13 protein-coding genes are annotated in these 15,109 nt (G+C 56.3%); 4 read left to right on the top strand and 9 right to left on the bottom strand.

Going from position 1 to position 15,109, the window contains the following annotated elements; genetic code table 11:
• Window positions 1-134: 134 nt before the first annotated feature.
• Window positions 135-1,151, top strand: coding sequence for a hypothetical protein (locus AC1RKI_RS27205; RefSeq protein ID WP_492798077.1), 1,017 nt, complete (start codon window positions 135-137; stop codon window positions 1,149-1,151).
• Window positions 1,152-1,242: 91 nt separating this feature from the next.
• A complete protein-coding gene (locus tag AC1RKI_RS27200) occupies window positions 1,243-2,211 on the top strand; it encodes a LysR family transcriptional regulator (protein WP_492798079.1) in 969 nt (322 codons plus the stop codon).
• A 21-nt stretch (window positions 2,212-2,232) separates the two neighbouring features.
• Here AC1RKI_RS27200 and AC1RKI_RS27195 read toward each other — a convergent pair whose 3' ends face one another.
• From AC1RKI_RS27195 to AC1RKI_RS27165, 7 genes are all read right to left on the bottom strand, one after another.
• Window positions 2,233-2,841 carry a glutathione S-transferase family protein gene (locus tag AC1RKI_RS27195; protein ID WP_492798081.1) on the bottom strand — a complete coding sequence of 203 codons (609 nt, stop codon included), beginning with the start codon at window positions 2,839-2,841 and terminating at the stop codon, window positions 2,233-2,235.
• A gap of 72 nt (window positions 2,842-2,913) precedes the next feature.
• Window positions 2,914-3,771, bottom strand: a complete 858-nt coding sequence (gene fghA / locus AC1RKI_RS27190) for an S-formylglutathione hydrolase (RefSeq protein ID WP_492798083.1) — start codon at window positions 3,769-3,771, stop codon at window positions 2,914-2,916.
• Between the two features lie 14 nt (window positions 3,772-3,785).
• Complete coding sequence (locus AC1RKI_RS27185; protein WP_492798085.1) at window positions 3,786-4,892, bottom strand: S-(hydroxymethyl)glutathione dehydrogenase/class III alcohol dehydrogenase; 1,107 nt, start codon at window positions 4,890-4,892, stop codon at window positions 3,786-3,788.
• Window positions 4,893-5,009: 117 nt separating this feature from the next.
• Complete coding sequence (locus AC1RKI_RS27180; RefSeq protein ID WP_492798086.1) at window positions 5,010-5,684, bottom strand: glutathione S-transferase family protein; 675 nt, start codon at window positions 5,682-5,684, stop codon at window positions 5,010-5,012.
• 10 nt (window positions 5,685-5,694) lie between these two features.
• Window positions 5,695-7,467, bottom strand: a complete 1,773-nt coding sequence (locus AC1RKI_RS27175) for a PDR/VanB family oxidoreductase (RefSeq protein WP_492798088.1) — start codon at window positions 7,465-7,467, stop codon at window positions 5,695-5,697.
• Between the two features lie 22 nt (window positions 7,468-7,489).
• Window positions 7,490-8,341, bottom strand: a complete 852-nt coding sequence (locus AC1RKI_RS27170; protein ID WP_066739145.1) for an aromatic ring-hydroxylating oxygenase subunit alpha — start codon at window positions 8,339-8,341, stop codon at window positions 7,490-7,492.
• A gap of 164 nt (window positions 8,342-8,505) precedes the next feature.
• On the bottom strand, window positions 8,506-9,168 hold the full coding sequence (locus tag AC1RKI_RS27165) for a GntR family transcriptional regulator (RefSeq protein WP_066739146.1): 663 nt from the start codon (window positions 9,166-9,168) through the stop codon (window positions 8,506-8,508).
• A gap of 414 nt (window positions 9,169-9,582) precedes the next feature.
• Here AC1RKI_RS27165 and AC1RKI_RS27160 point away from each other — a divergent pair, with 414 nt between their 5' ends.
• Window positions 9,583-10,659 carry a Rieske 2Fe-2S domain-containing protein gene (locus AC1RKI_RS27160; RefSeq protein ID WP_066739147.1) on the top strand — a complete coding sequence of 359 codons (1,077 nt, stop codon included), beginning with the start codon at window positions 9,583-9,585 and terminating at the stop codon, window positions 10,657-10,659.
• A 35-nt stretch (window positions 10,660-10,694) separates the two neighbouring features.
• Complete coding sequence (locus tag AC1RKI_RS27155) at window positions 10,695-11,789, top strand: sugar phosphate isomerase/epimerase family protein (protein ID WP_066739148.1); 1,095 nt, start codon at window positions 10,695-10,697, stop codon at window positions 11,787-11,789.
• Between the two features lie 173 nt (window positions 11,790-11,962).
• Here AC1RKI_RS27155 and AC1RKI_RS27150 read toward each other — a convergent pair whose 3' ends face one another.
• Window positions 11,963-13,042: a porin gene (locus tag AC1RKI_RS27150; RefSeq protein WP_066739149.1), complete on the bottom strand. Its 1,080-nt coding sequence runs from the start codon at window positions 13,040-13,042 to the stop codon at window positions 11,963-11,965.
• A gap of 153 nt (window positions 13,043-13,195) precedes the next feature.
• Window positions 13,196-14,539: a nucleobase:cation symporter-2 family protein gene (locus tag AC1RKI_RS27145; RefSeq protein WP_066739150.1), complete on the bottom strand. Its 1,344-nt coding sequence runs from the start codon at window positions 14,537-14,539 to the stop codon at window positions 13,196-13,198.
• Window positions 14,540-15,109 lie beyond the last annotated feature (570 nt).

Genomic DNA, 15,109 nt, shown 5'->3' with positions numbered 1-15,109 from the left:
GAACCTAGGCGGTCATCCATTGCATTTCTGAGCAACAAGACTCGAAGCCTAAAAGGCTCATTCTCCATACACGGATTCGGACCGCGCATTTTTCAACAATGCAGGAAGGGATCCCTTTTGCCCCAAGAAAACGAATGAAAAAACTGCCTCTCATTTCGAATATCTTCTGGCCACACAAGAATGGACGGACACACCGAGCGAAATTCCACCGGCAGCAGAAGGCATCCAGAAAATGGCGCATGCAACGATCGTCACAATGCTGCCACGAAATATTTCACAGGATTATCAATATCAATCCGAAGCTTCGCTTAGGAAGCCTTCTCCATTTATTATCTCAAATGAAATCTTTCTCTCGATTATTTTCTTTCTGGATGGTGGTAGTGGCATCTCTTGTCACAGGCTCCGAAACTAGAGCCGCTGATTGGAGCAATAGCGATTTTCAGTATCGATATGGCTCCAACTTCAATGACAACGGCGCCAGCGGCGGCCAGCGAATTGCAAAAAACCTGGTGGAGTTCCAGAACAGCACTGGGTTCGGATGGGGACGTAGCTACTTCTTTCTCTTGATGTCGAAGGCAAACGACGCAGATGGGAACTCGGCGGACCTATATAGCGAAGGCCAAGTTACGCTAAGTTTGTCGAAGATGTTCAAGCATGACCTGTCATGGGGGCCTGTCAAGGATCTCGGCATCACGGGTGGCTATAACTATGGTGCACGAAACAGCGCGTTCCGTTCAAACTCACGAGTCCTGGTTTACGGCGGTACAGTCGACCTCAACGTCCCCTATTTCAATTTCCTAAATGTTGACGTCCTGGCCTATCGCGATGCAGGCAACTATGGTGGATACGGTGGTGGGTTCTTATGCGGCAGGATCGCGACTGGGTACCAAATTACTCCCTACTGGCAACTGCCGTTCAGCATTGGGAGAGCTCGCTTCATGTTTGACGGCTACGTAGATTTCATCGGGGCCCACGGAACTTGCTCGTCACAGATACTCGCCGAGCCGCAGCTCAAACTTGATGTTGGAGATCTATTCGGATACCGCGACAAGTTCTTCATCGGTGTTGAACTGCAATACTGGCGAAACAAGTTTGGCTCTGCCGGCGTCAACGAGACGGTCCCTCAGGTCGTCGTTCAGTGGAAGCTCTAACCCAAAGAACCCGCACCAAAAGCACCGGCGACGCGCCGGTGCTCGTCATCTCGGGCTAAAGTAGCACTACTACAGCTTCGGAGAAGCGCAAGTGCAGTTCGATTTGAGGGTCATAGAAGCGTTTGCCGCTGTTATGCGAAACGGTAGCCTTACACGCGCTGAAGCGATGACGGGTATATCCAAGGCGACCCTTAGTCGCCAGCTTCTCTCGTTGGAACAGCAGCTCGGGGCGACGCTGTTTAATCGCCAGGCGCGCGGCATGGCGCCGACAGAGGCCGGACGGGCCTTCTTTGCGCACTGCGAATCAATACTAAATGACGTTGCCAGTCGTCTCGACATGGCCAAAGTCCAGATTCAGGAACTGGACACTGGAGTTTCTGGGGCGTTGTCCGTGCTGTCCGACAGTGAGTTCAGCACAACGTTTGTGTGTCATGTGGCGAAGCTATTCCTCAGCCGATTTCCGAACGTCAAATTCAATCTTGATATCGCCGGCAGGCCCGATGCCGCCGATAGCGCAGCTCCCGACTGCTATGTTTGCGCAACGCCTCCTGACATTCCTAATCTCATCGGTAAGGGCCTGGGGCGCATCAGCTACGGCCTGTATGCAAGCCCCATCTATCTGAAGCGAAGAGGCAACCCGGTCACCCCGTTGGATGTGTCCAAGCATGAGTCTATCGTTCTGAAGGAATCACTCGGGCATGGCAAATCCGCCCCAATGCTCCATTCATCCAGCGGTAGCCAACCCTACTTGCACCGATCCGACATCACCACAAACGACTACTGGGTCATGAAGACGTTTTGTATCGACGGGTTCGGCATCGCGTTGCTGCCGGATTTCTTCGTGCAACCCGAGGTCTCACGTAGGATTCTCGTGCCAGTGCTTCCTCAGTGGAAGCCAGAACGGCGCAGGATCTTCTGCGCCTATCAGAAACAGCGATTTGCAGGCAAGAAGCTGAAGGAGTTCATTGGACTGATGTCAGAATGTATCGAAGACATCGATTCCTATAGCCCCTACGTTGGTGAGCGGTCCACCCTACCCACAAACAGCACTGATGGCTGACCCCTTCAGCAATAGGCGGCGTTAGGCCGTCTTTTCGACCCCAGGCATTGGGATGAAGCCAGGAATCTCCTTGAACCGCTCAATCCACGCAAGGATATTTGGGTATCTCGATAGATCGATGCCGCCCTCCCCCGCCAATGCGGTGTAGGGGAAGCAAGCGATGTCAGCGATAGTCGGATGCCCCAACTCAAGCCAGTCACGATTCGACAGATGCTTGTCCATAATCGCAAAGGCCCGGTGCGCACCCTCATGCAGCTTGCCAAGACTCAGTGGATAGTTGAGGATCTTCACAAGCCGCGCGCCGGCGGCATTCATGATTTCATTGCCGCCGGTAGATAGCCACTGATTGACCCGACCCGTTCCTTGTGCGTCAGTTGGATACCAGATGCCAAGCTTGTCGTACTTGCGAGCGATGTAGGACAGGATTGCTTGCGCATCGCGCAACGTCATGCTGCCATCCTCCAGAACCGGGATCTCGCCAAATGGATTGATCTTGAGGAACTTGTCGGTCTTGTGTTCCTTGTTGATGAAGTCAACCGGAACCTTCTCGTAAGGCACGCTCAGCATACTCAGCAGCAGACGGACCTTGTAGCAACTGCCCGACAACTCAAAGTCATACAAACGGATCATGGACACTCCAGACAAAAAAAGGCGTTCCTAAACGGAACGCCAAACCTGCGGTTGAGACACTTGGTATTGGCGCTACGCGGACAATTCCGCCGCGTGGTGCCTGAGATGACTCTCGATAAACGACGCGATGAAGTAGTAGCCGTGGTCAAATCCAGCGTGACGACGAAGCGTCAACCGCTGACCGGCTGCCAAGCACGCGGCTTCCAGATTCTCGGGGAGCAGTTGCTCTTCCAGGAATTTGTCGTCCAACCCTTGGTCCACCAAGATGCCACCCGGAAACACTTCGTGACCAGCCTTACGGATGAGCGCTGACGCGTCATACGCTTCCCAGGCAGCTTGATCTGTGCCGAGGTAACGCGTGAAGGCCTTGATTCCCCAAGGACATTGCATCGGATTCGCGATCGGTGCGAAAGCGGACACCGACCGGAACCGATCTGGATTTCTCAGCGCCAGGACCAGCGCGCCGTGTCCACCCATCGAATGCCCCATGATTCCCACCCTGCTACTATCGACTGGCAGTTGCTCCAGTACTAGGCGGTAGAGTTCATCGGAAACGTAGCTGTACATCCGATAGTTGTCCGCCCACGGCGCGTCGGTTGCATCGACGTAGAATCCGGCTCCGACCCCGAAGTCCCAACTTTCCCGGTCACCCGCGATTTCAATCCCACGCGGGCTTGTGTCGGGGGCAACCAGGATTACGTCGAGCTCGGCGGCAACACGTTGCGCACCGGCCTTGGCAGCAAATGTTTCCTCAGTACACGTCAGACCAGCCAGGTAAAAGACTGCCGGGCACTTCTCACCTTTCAGTGCTTTGGTGGGCAAGAAGACCGAGAAGCGCATCGGCGTTCTAACCACCTCTGACTCATGCTGGTAGAACCGTTGCACGCCTCCGAGGCAGCCGTGCTCCGAAATGATTTCCAAGGTATTCATTTCGAAGTACCACATTAATAGAGGACAACCGAGCGAATCGACTCGCCACGCTTCATCAAATCGAAGCCCTCATTGATACGCTCGAGCGGCAACGTGTGCGTGATCAAGTCATCAATGTTCAGCTTGCCTTCCATGTACCAGTCGACAATCTTCGGTACGTCGGTACGGCCGCGGGCGCCACCGAAGGCCGAGCCCTTCCACTCGCGCCCCGTCACCAGTTGGAACGGTCGCGTCGAGATTTCCGCGCCTGCCTCCGCCACACCGATGACGATGGACTGGCCCCAACCCTTGTGGCAGCACTCCAGAGCCTGGCGCATGACCTTCGTGTTGCCGATGCACTCGAACGAGTAATCGGCACCACCGTCAGTCAGCTGGATGATATGGTCCACCACGTTATCCACATCTTGGGGATTAACGAAGTGGGTCATACCAAACTTCCGCGCCATGGCCTCCCGGCCGGGGTTCAGGTCGACGCCAATGATCTTGTTGGCACCAACCATCTTGGCCGCCTGAATCACGTTCAGTCCAATGCCCCCCAGGCCAAAGACGACAACGTTTGCCCCTGCCTCGACCTTCGCGGTAAACAAGACCGCACCAACGCCAGTCGTCACACCGCAACCGATGTAGCAAACCTTATCGAAAGGTGCATCCGGGCGAATCTTCGCCAAGGCAATCTCCGGCACCACGATGTGATTGGCGAACGTCGACGTGCCCATGTAGTGGAACAGCGGCTTGCCGTCAATCGAGAAGCGGGACGTTCCGTCGGGCATCAAGCCCTTGCCCTGCGTTGAGCGGATCGCCTGGCAAAGGTTCGTCTTCTGCGACAAGCAGAACTTGCACTGACGGCATTCGGGGGTGTAGAGAGGGATGACATGGTCGCCTGGCCTAAGGGAAGTCACGCCTGCGCCAACCTCCGTGACAATGCCTGCACCTTCATGGCCCAGGATCGCCGGAAAGATGCCTTCGGGATCCGCGCCGGACAGGGTGTAGTAGTCCGTGTGGCAAATCCCTGTTGCCTTGATCTCAACGAGGACCTCACCGGCGCGAGGACCTTGCAGGTCCACTTCTTCAATAGTCAGGGGCGAACCGGCTTTCCATGCGACTGCAGCTTTTGTCTTCATAATCTTTCTGATTGCTAGGTTGGAGAGAGAACTAGTGCTCCGCCTTCGCCCCACCGTTCATTCCATTTCAGAGGGTTGGACTGAACGGAAGGGGGCCTGAAGGGCTGAACTTCTTTACTAACTTGCCAGGGCGGCGGCCACCACCGGCTCTTCCAGAGTTGACGATGCTGGGAACACACCAGACATAACCACGAAGCCTGGGATTCGCTTCACGCGGTCGGTCCAACGACGAACTGCCGGATAGTCCGACAACGAGACACCACCCTCGTCAGACAATGCGATGTAAGGGAAGCATGCCAAGTCAGCGACGGTCGGATGCGGTGCATCGCACAAGTAGGCTCCTCCTGATTGCTCTCGGTCCCACAGGTGCTCATCCAACACGCGCAACAGGTCATGAGCCCGACGTTGGCAGGCGGCCGCATCGAAGTCGAAGAAGAATAGGTCGTGCAGCCGCGCCGCGGAAATGGACCCGGTGAGGCTGTCCGCAAATGCGAGCCACATCTGAAGCTCTCCCATCAACGCAGGGCGATTGACCGGGTACCAAAGTCCAGATTTGTCGTACTTTCGAGCGAGATATACCAAGATTGCCTGGGCGTCCCGCAGCGTGAGTTCATCGTCCTTCAGCGCCGGAAGCTGCCCCAGCGGATTGACGCGCAGAAAAGCGTCTGACTTGTGCTCGCGGCTCGGATAGAACTCGACAGGCTCGTTCACGTATTCGAGACCGAGGATGTTGAGCAACAGCCTCACCTTGTAGCAGTTGCCAGACAGTTCGTAGTCGTAAAGGGTAATCATGTGCGGCCTTTCAAAGATCGAGCACCAGCTTTCCGGACTTGCAACGCGACACGCACGGCATGATCAACTTGCCACTCGCTCGTTCTTGCTTGGAGAGATATGTGTCGTGGTGTTCAAGCTCACCGCTAACGACGCCAGTCATGCACGTCCCGCATACACCCTGCTCGCACGACGCCTCAATCTGAACGCCGTTCTCCCAGCACGCCTTGAGGAGCGATTTGTCGCTGGGAACGGTAAATGTCTTTCCGGAGATGGCGAGCTGGACCTCGAAGGCATCGCCACCAGTAGGCACATCGTCATTTTTGAACAGTTCGAATCGAACGTTTTCTTCGGGTATCCCCATCTGGATCGCAACGTCTGCGACAGTGCTGATCATCGGGCCAGGACCGCACGTATACACATCCGTCGCATCCGGAGCCTTCGCGCCGATTACCTCGTCGAGCTTGCAGCGGGTGGCTACAGGATCCAGACCTGCATGGATAACTACCTTTTCCCCAAGCGAGCGAAGGCGATCTCCAAAAGGAACGTGTTCCGCGCCCCGGCAGAAGTAATGCATCTCGAAGTCATCGCCATTGGCGTGCAGCGCCTGGGCCATGGCGAGAATCGGCGTGATACCGATGCCGCCTGCCACTAGCACCGGACGGCGCCCCGTGCGCTTCAGAGGAAAGCCATTGCGGGGTACGGTAATGAGCAGTTCGGTACCCTCTTGAACTTGCTCGTGCATCGAGCGCGAGCCGCCACGCGACTGCGGTTCGAGCTTCACGCCGATTACGATGGCATCGCGCTCTTGAGGTGCGTTCACGACCGAGTACTGACGTACGCATCCCGCAGGCGTTGTCACGCTAACGTGCATGCCGGGCGACAGTTGCGGCATCGCCTGCCCCATCGGAATGAGGCTCAGCGAGACAATATCTGCCGTCTCCTGAACTTTCGCTTCGACGCGGCACTTAATTTCGGTGCTGGAAGTCCTAGGGAACGGCACGACAACAGATTCAGTTACGGATGGCGCCTGCGTAGCGGGCATACTCTTGGCCATCGTGACTGGCGCAACAGCCGCCACAGCTTCGAGGGCGCGTCGCACCTCGTTGAGCACCTGTGCGAATTGCTTGCGGAATGCGATCGAGGCATGGCCGCTCGATACTGCTTGGGCGTGGACGATAGCCTTCGTCGCCGAATGCGGTTGGACAAAGAAGCGAATTGCACGCTCCGGCGATCCGGCGACATGCAGTTCGACGAGTCCATCAGCCCGCTGTTGAGCCTCGACAGAACCCCATCTCTCGCCAAACACTTCGGCGAAATTGTTAGCTTGGGATATCAAGCCGCTCGCGACCCCTTCGGCCGATACGTTGAACGGGAGGCTGCGCAACTGCGTTCGCACGGTGCCGCCCTTCGTCGCCGCGCTCTTGCCTGGCTCACCAGTTGGATTTCCCAAAGAAGCCCAAACCAAGCCTTCCGACTCACGCACCGCAAACGTGTGAGCACAGGCGGACGTAGTCTGACTCGCGTCGCGGTCCCGGTGCGCTGGCACGAACGTGCATTGGCCACCACCACTCTCATACGTCCAGCCGTGATACTGGCAGCGAAGCTCGTGGCCGAGGTTCACACCCAGCGAAAGTCGCAAACCGCGGTGGGGGCAGCGGTTCTCCCAAGCATTGACGAGCCCATTATCGTCTCGCCAGACGGCCAGTTCTTGCCCTGCCAAAGTGGCCTGATATACGTGTCGTGCCGGAAGGTCTGCCGCACTGGCAATCGGGTACCAACCGTTTCTGTCGAATGTGTTCATAGCGGGGGACAATCTTTGTGTATCAGTCTCGAATCACGCCGTAGCGGAGGTCACTTTCTCGCAACCAGCGTCGATAGGCCGTGGCAAGTACGTCTGCGCGGACCGGGTTCTCCTTGCTCACAGCGAGCGGCAAGCGTTTAGGAACCTGGTTAATCAGAATCATCAGATCCTGGCCGAAGATCGTCTGCTGGAACTTCCGCAGTTGCTCATCGGTGTTCACTTCGTCTACGTAGCACATGATCGTGTGCGCAATGCACCAGTCTTCATCGACTGGCTGCACAAACAGACAAAGCACGTCCCAGCGCGACGGATCCGGCGGGCACGTCTTATAGAGAATGGCGATGTTCGGTCGCGTGACGCGGTAGGTGTATTGCGTCTCGATCGGCTCCACGGCTGTCGCAGAGGCGCGAGGCTGCGCAAACCGGCATTCTGTGGCGATGATTTCATCTCGCTCCACGTCATGCGTCACGTTGTACGGGAGGACTTCGGTGAGCGGCTCGGCTCCGAGAATGTCCGTGTGCACGAACGGGAAATGCGCCATATCGAGAAAGTTCTCGATAGCACGCGGACCCGACACGTTGACCCGTGTCGACCCGGCACTCACAACGCGCCGGTCGACTTCCGCAAATTCTGGGACAGGGAACAGCTCCCGCGGGGTCGCGGAGAACGACGCCCAGACCGCGCCGTACGCCTCCTTGACTGACAGTGGTTGCGACTTGCCGTCGTCGCCCCAATCCCCGGAAAGGACTCCGTCCTCCTTCCTGAAACTGATTGGGCGACCCAAAAGTCGCGACCTGAACGTGCGGCCGGGAACGAAGTCTTCCAGGGCCGCCACCGGATGCCAATCCTCAAACAGCAACTGATCTGCTTTCACTACGCCTCCTGCGTGGCTCGTTAGATGTCCTAACTGGTATACCAGAATGTATAGCAAAGAAGCCGATGCGCCAAGCGGATTGCACGTGGGGAAACTACTTAGTGGGAGAAAAAACGGGGGAGGTGGGAGGCGCCGCCAGAGAGTTGGAGGCGGCGCAGAGGGCGTTACAGCGACAAAGCAGTCTTGAGGTCGACATCCGGAGCGGCAGAGGCATCGAAGCGGTAGCCGCGGATCACCAGATTGTAGTGAGACGCCAACAACTCCTTCGCCGCTGCTGCGTCGCGCTTCTCCAAACAGGCCACGAGCTTTCCATGCTCGTCACGTAGCTGACAATAGTCAAAACCGACCCGGAACATCGCATTGATGAGCGCCTCACGACGGCGAAGCTGTGAATGGATCTGGTTCAGCGTTTCATTGTTCAGGAACGAGAGCAGCAAGGAGTGAAACTCACGACCAAGCTTGTCACCAAGATCGTGCTTGCCCTTCTCAAATGCATGCCGTTCCTTTTCCGTGTGCGCGCGCAGAGCCTTCAGTTGGTCGGGAGTAATACTCTTCACCACCTGGTCGATGACACCGCTTTCCAGTACTAGCAGCATCTGGTAAAGCTCGAAAGCATCATCGAATGTCGGGCGCCATACCGCAGACGAGCGCTTTGGCGAGATGTCGACCAGGCCATCTTGTGACAGCCGAATCAGAGCTTGCCGCACGACGGTCCGACTGACACCAAACAGGTCAGCGATGTCTCGCTCGTTCAGCTTCGTCCCAGGTGGCAGCTTCCTGTGATAGATCGCATCGGAAATCGAGCCTACAATTTTTTGGGTTAGCATAAGTCCGGGTTCCGGTGCATACGTCTACGTGAATTTTCGCCATTGTAACTGGTCGACCAGATCACCGATATGGTATCCCTGTTGTGCACGCATCACCATTCTGGCGCATTACGCACCACAATCATTAATGCACTATGTTGATGAGCCGACTCCGCTGAATCGCAGAGTACAGCTCACCTTCGAAGGCGACACCAAGTACGCCGTTACCTAGCCTCACACGCACGCCTTTGCGACAGCAACGCCTCATAGCTGGCACGCATCGTGCCACTGTGTCCACTCACGTCTGAAACCGAACGGGGTAATCCCTGATTGCCGCGCTATTTCACGCTCTATAGGCTGGTATACCAGATAGAGCGTTTGGCTGACCAGACGAGTATCTTTGGCATCGCACCTGAACCCCCACTGGAGTAAAAAATGAGTGTGAGTGAGCAGTACAAGCCTCTCCTCGAGGACAAGACGTATCTGCGGCATTTCTGGCATCCGGTTTGCACACTGGCCGAGTTCGAACGCTCTCAACCGTCGGGTCATGGCCCGATGGCCGTGACACTGCTTGGCGAGCAAGTTGTGCTCGCCCGCCTGAATGGCAAGATCGTCGCCGCAGCCGACCGCTGCGCACACCGCTCCGCAAAGCTTTCTCTCGGCAAGGTCTGCAACAAGAACGGCGAAGATTTCATCCAGTGCCCCTATCACGGCTGGGAATACGACAAGAGTGGCACCTGCAAGTTGGTCCCGGCGTGCCCTGATAAGTCCATCCCTCCGCGCGCCAAGGTCAGCACCTTCGATTGCGAAGTGAAATACGACATCGTCTGGGTGAGGCTGGACAACAGCTTCGACTGCACCGAGATTCCCTATCTCGCCGACTGGGACAATCCCAACATGCAGGTCATTGTGGCGGACTCCTATATCTGGAATACCGTCGCAGAACGTCGTTGGGAGAACTTCACGGACTTCTCGCACTTTGCGTTCGTTCACCCGGGTACGCTTTACGACCCGTTCTTTGCGAGTCATCCCACCGTACTGGTGAATCGTGTGGACGGTGAACTGCAGTTCAAGCTGGCTCCGCCTCGCGAGATGGACGGCATTCCGGAAGAAGCGCCGATGGGTGACTTCGACTATCGCTGCACGATGCCTTACTCCATCAACCTGGAAATCAAGCTCTGGCGCGACGACTCTCGCTTCATTCTCTGGACGACGGCCTGTCCTGTCGACGAGAAAACCTGTCGGAACTTCATGATCATCGTGCGTGAGAAAGACGGTCAGCCTGACCACATGCACTTGGCGTTCCAGAAACGCGTTCTGGAAGAGGATCAGCCCATCATCCAATCGCAATGGCCTGCCGAAATCTCCAGCGGCGAAATCTCTGTCGCGACCGACAAGGTGTCGATCCAGTATCGCAAATGGCATCGCGAGCTCTCCATGGCCGCCGTCAAGGGCAAGGACGCTTTCACTGCAGCACTTTGCACGAACGTCCGGGACGAATTGGCTTCGTGACCCAAGCCATACAACTACTCACTGAAGGAGGAAGAATGAAACCGATGTTCTTGATCGGCTGCGCTGGCCGTGGAGTCTTTCCGTCGTCGCTCGAAAATCCGGTGTCCGAAGAGGAACTGCCGGTGATGGAGCAATTCCGGCTGCAGAAGGAGTCGGGACTGTGGGATTTCGTGGACCGCATCCCTCCGGATGACAAGTCGCTGGATGAATACATCAAGGCGAGCCAGCACTACAACTTCCCTGTTCTGTCAGGCAGTTGGACCTACACGCTGGGCGTCGACGAAGCGAAGATCCGTGAGAACGTCGACCGGACCAAGGAAGTGGGCGCCAAGTACCACAATCTGATGGTCTGGGCGAAACATGCCGACGGCCATTACATCACCGATGAGGAAGTCGTAACCTCCTATCTGAACACGTACGAGTACGCAGAAAAGAAGGGCATCACGATCACGTACGAGAGCCACGTCGACATGTGGTCCGAGGACTTCCGCCGGGTTTCCCGCGTTGCAGACCTCGTTGAAAAGCGTGGCGTTCCGTTCAACTTCTGCATGGACTACAGCCACTGCATTTTCAAAATCGAGAACGAAGTAGAACATGCCGTCTCGCAAATGCGAGGCGACAAGGAAGCAATCCGCAAACTCGACCCCTACAACGACGACAGCTTCGCGGACGAATGGCTGAACCGAAACATGGTTCACTGGACCCAGGTTCGCCCCGCAGCTCCGAATGGCCCGGTGAACTGGTGGGCATTCGAGACCGGTCCGTGGGATGGCCTCGGCTATGACCGCCCCGGCCGGTCGATTCAGTACCCGTTCAGTCTTCCGAAGCCGGGTGAATGGCACACGGACTTCTGGCACGCACACAAGCTTGCCTGCACCAAGGAACTCGTGCGGAAAGTCATCGACCAGCATCTGTCGACCGACGATTCGAATATGCGAATCATGACTATCGACAACATCAACCTGGGTGCCTACGGCCTTGGCTGGAAGTACAACATGTTCGCCGATAGCTGCCTCGTCGCGAAGTTTGTGCGGGAGCTGTACGCCGAGCGAGCTGCCATCGCGGAAGCCAAGAAGGGAAAGAGCGCCCAGGATTTCGTCAACCAGTATCGTGGCCAAGTAGCAGCCTAAGAAGATCCAGCTGACTACGATCACCTGACAAACCGTTCCGTGTAGTTGTTGTGATGTTGCGAGGGCGTGAGGCCCTCGCTTTTTTTCTGCTTTGCATTTGCGTCTCGGCGGCGAACGACATGCACAAAAAAGCCGGCCCAAAAGGACCGGCCAAGGATCACGCTGACTTCATTTCAGAACTTGTGCCGCAAACCGACCCCAGCCGCATCCGCATGCGATTGATCGGATAGCTTGTCGTAGTAAAACGCTGCGTAGATGTCCGTGCGCTTCGACAGGTTGTAGTCATAGCCGATGGCTACCGTGTTACGGCGGAACGAGGCGACATCGTTCTTGGTGTGGTCATAACCATACGATAACAGTACAGAGCCTGCGCCGATTGGTACGGACACGCCGAGCAGCCCATTGATATGACGAATGTCTCCGCTTGCACTACTTACATCTGACTTGATGTATTGGGCCTGAGCATAAGCCTTCACTACGGTGAAGTCATAGCTAACTCCCGCCTGGACAGCATTCTGCTTTTGGAAGCCTACGAGCGATGCCGGCGCGACCACGTCACCTGGCACAGTGTTGAACTTGACCTGCTGGAACGCCACAGTTGCCGCCAACGCTCCACCAAAGTATGTGACATTACCCCCCCATTTGTTTTTCCCCGCTGCGCCCGGTTGCTCTCCCATGGCGTACGAGAGATTCACCGTAAAGCCCCCAACGGTCGGCGTCGAGTAGACGATGGAGTTGACCCACCCTGTGTCACCAATCACGCCCGGGTCGTACAGTGTTCCATTTGAAGCAGGCAGATAGGTGTGATTAATGGCCGGCCCGAACGTGTAGGAATCAATGAAAGGATTGAAGAGAATCGTCGAGATGAAGTACGGGGTGGTATTCCGACCAAGTCGAATGGTCCCGTAGTTCGCATGCTCCATTCCGACGAATGCATTGCGTGCGAAGAACGGCTCACCATCGTAGCTACCACCCTTACCGGTATCGATTCGATAGAAGGCGTTCAGGTCAAAGATTGCCTTCATGCCCCCGCCAAGATCTTCTGTTCCTTTGATTCCCCAATATGGGGTCTGCATTCCACCTGAGCCGAGTACGTAGGACCTGCCGGCCCCAGGGGTTCTGTTCGTACCTATATAGCTATCTGCCTGTCCGTAGAGGGTCACCGATGATTGAGCGTGTGCGTAGAACGAGCTTCCGCATCCGAGAATGCCAACGGCTACCGCCGTGGCCAGTTGCCAGCGATTGTTCTGCATGATTGCAATGGGTATAGGGTGCCCGCTGCGCCCGCGAATAGTCGCGCGGCGCAGGATGCGTAGGATGTATCTGCCGCCGAAACCGGCGGGTCTCAGGTATGCGTTGAGGTTAGGCTGTGTTCGGCGGACGCAGCCTTTTGCACCCTGTCTGACTTAAAGATCGGCCTCTCTGGCGGTCGCCATCAGCGATGCTTTTGCCTCGCTGGTATCCCCGACACCGTTGAAGAAGATGTTCAGAAGGATTGCGACGATGGCGGTCATGAGAATTGGACTCTCAAGAATTGGAGCCAAATCAGGCGGGAACTTCGAGAAGAACTTCGGCGACACAACCGGGAGCATCCCTACGGCGATACTGATCGCGATGATGTAGAGGTTCTTCACGCTATGCAGGTCCACCCTGGACAGCACCTTAATGCCACTAGCTGTCACCATGCCGAACATGACGATGCCCGCACCGCCAAGGACGAATGGTGGGACCGAGGCGACGATGATCGCGACTTTCGGGAACAGGCCCAGGATCATGAGCAAGACACCAGCCGTCGCGCACACCCAGCGGCTCTTGATACCCGTCACGCTTACCAGGCCAACGTTCTGAGCATACGACGTGTATGGAAACGTATTGAATACGCCGCCAATAATCGTCCCCAGACCATCCGCTCGGAACCCGCGGACCAGATCACGCTCACCTACAGGTTTATCGACGATTTCCCCGAGCGCGAGGAACATGCCAGCGGACTCGATGAACGTCACGAGCATCACAATGCTCATGGCAACAATCGGCCAAAAGCTGAACTTCGGCATCCCGAAGTGAAATGGGATGATGAACCCGAACCAGGGCGCTTCGTGTACCTCACCCATCGTGACCTGACCAAGCGCCCCGGATATGACGAAGCCAATCATCAGACCAAGCAGGATTGCAATATTGCTGATGAAACCTCTCGTGAACCGCACAAGGAGAAGGATCGAGACCAGAACGGACGCCGCGATGCCGAGGTACAGGGGGTTGCCGAAGTCGGGATTTCCGAAGCCACCCGCCGACCAGCTTGCTGCGACGACCATCAGAGATAGCCCCACTGCAAGAATCTCCGTGCCGGTTACGACCGGTGGGAAGAATCTCAGTAGTTTGCCCACCACTGGCGCAAGCAGGATACCCACTACGCCTGCACCGATAGTTGCGCCAAACACTCCGAGAAGGCCTGCACTCGGATCGGAACCGATGGCAATCATCGGTCCCATTGCCGTAAAGGTGACACCCATCATGACGGGAAGCCGGATTCCGAATGCACCAATTCCGATTGCCTGCACCAGCGTTGCAACGCCGCATGCAAAGAGGTCGGCGTTGATCAGGAACGCGATCTGTTCTTTGGGCAGTTTCAAGGCCGCGCCAAGGACCAGCGGGATCGCAATTGCACCTGCATACATCACAAGCACATGCTGGCATCCAAGGACAAGGAGCGACAACGCTCCGATTCTTTCTTCAACGCTACGCTGCTGCATCTGATTTCTCCGATATTGGGGGCTTTTGGGCTTCGACGGCCCACCGTGCGTTGTTGAGTGATTGGGAATTCGGCTGCGTCTGGCGCAACTCTCTTCGGTATCTCCAACTACCTCGTGCAGCGTGACAGCGTTTGGCTAGCTTCCTCCACGAATCAGGCCCTACTACTGAGCTGCCGAATGCGACTAGCTTGGCGGCATGTGCTCCTCCGTAATTTAGTTATGCGACATCAGGTATACCAGATTAGCACCGCTGAAGAACCTGATGGGCAGGCTGTTGCTCGGTGTTTTCCCGACGTACGGATCCGGTGCAGAAGTTCTTCAGGACGGTGCGAGATGCACCACTCTCAGCCAAGAAATCGTGGCATGAGCGCGACAGTAGCGGACTTTCCCAGTATGGAAGCTGGTCGCAGGTGCGTTGCTTGATCTCTCAATGAACTAGGAGAGTTGCGCAGGACTCTCTTGCAACGGCGATCAGGTAATTCCCTCGGTTGACGATTCGGTCTCTCAAAACTACCTTGTGGTGTACCAGATGCGGATACTGAAATGCCGACACAGGCATTGGAGGACGGT

Source organism: Cupriavidus sp. GW822-FHT06G04 (genome assembly GCF_058799075.1).
This window is presented reverse-complemented; position numbering and strand designations above follow the sequence as displayed.

What these genes read in the sequence shown, in the direction of transcription:
- AC1RKI_RS27205 (WP_492798077.1), top strand. Translation starts at nt 135, where the DNA reads ATGAAAAAACTGCCTCTCATTTCGAATATCTTCTGGCCACACAAGAAT.
- AC1RKI_RS27195 (WP_492798081.1), bottom strand. Translation starts at nt 2,841, where the DNA reads ATGATCCGTTTGTATGACTTTGAGTTGTCGGGCAGTTGCTACAAGGTC.
- fghA (WP_492798083.1), bottom strand. Translation starts at nt 3,771, where the DNA reads ATGAATACCTTGGAAATCATTTCGGAGCACGGCTGCCTCGGAGGCGTG.
- AC1RKI_RS27185 (WP_492798085.1), bottom strand. Translation starts at nt 4,892, where the DNA reads ATGAAGACAAAAGCTGCAGTCGCATGGAAAGCCGGTTCGCCCCTGACT.
- AC1RKI_RS27180 (WP_492798086.1), bottom strand. Translation starts at nt 5,684, where the DNA reads ATGATTACCCTTTACGACTACGAACTGTCTGGCAACTGCTACAAGGTG.
- AC1RKI_RS27175 (WP_492798088.1), bottom strand. Translation starts at nt 7,467, where the DNA reads ATGAACACATTCGACAGAAACGGTTGGTACCCGATTGCCAGTGCGGCA.
- AC1RKI_RS27165 (WP_066739146.1), bottom strand. Translation starts at nt 9,168, where the DNA reads ATGCTAACCCAAAAAATTGTAGGCTCGATTTCCGATGCGATCTATCAC.
- AC1RKI_RS27160 (WP_066739147.1), top strand. Translation starts at nt 9,583, where the DNA reads ATGAGTGTGAGTGAGCAGTACAAGCCTCTCCTCGAGGACAAGACGTAT.
- AC1RKI_RS27155 (WP_066739148.1), top strand. Translation starts at nt 10,695, where the DNA reads ATGAAACCGATGTTCTTGATCGGCTGCGCTGGCCGTGGAGTCTTTCCG.
- AC1RKI_RS27150 (WP_066739149.1), bottom strand. Translation starts at nt 13,042, where the DNA reads ATGCAGAACAATCGCTGGCAACTGGCCACGGCGGTAGCCGTTGGCATT.
- AC1RKI_RS27145 (WP_066739150.1), bottom strand. Translation starts at nt 14,539, where the DNA reads ATGCAGCAGCGTAGCGTTGAAGAAAGAATCGGAGCGTTGTCGCTCCTT.